General features: G+C 37.5%; 1 protein-coding gene. It reads left to right on the forward strand.

The features are described from left to right. On the forward strand, positions 1 to 363 hold a 363-nt coding region (locus tag AB4136_RS33395; RefSeq protein WP_441932358.1), incomplete at both ends, for a relaxase/mobilization nuclease domain-containing protein.

Consider the following 363-nt stretch of genomic DNA (forward strand, 5'->3'; position numbering starts at 1 on the left):
GCTATACACACAATGATACGGATCATGTACACAACCATATTGTGATTAATGCTATTGATCTTGAGACAGGGAAAAAATTTAACAACAATAAACAAACCTTACGTGATTTAAGAGATTTTAATGATGAGGTGTGTCGAGAACATGGTTTAAGCGTGCCAGAAAAAGATACAGCACGCTTACGTTATACGCAAACGGAAAAAGCGATTGCTGACCCTAATACGAAATCAACAGCCCAATATTCATGGAAAGATGAGATTAGAGAGGCGATAGACCAATCACAAGCAACGAATATGGATGAATTCAAAGACCATTTAAAGCAATATGGCATTACGATTGAACGTGTTACCCCCAAAAGCATTACCT

Origin of the sequence: Mesorhizobium sp. 2RAF21 (genome assembly GCF_052115345.1) — a bacterium.
In the GTDB taxonomy this organism is placed as follows: domain Bacteria; phylum Pseudomonadota; class Alphaproteobacteria; order Rhizobiales; family Rhizobiaceae; genus Mesorhizobium; species Mesorhizobium terrae.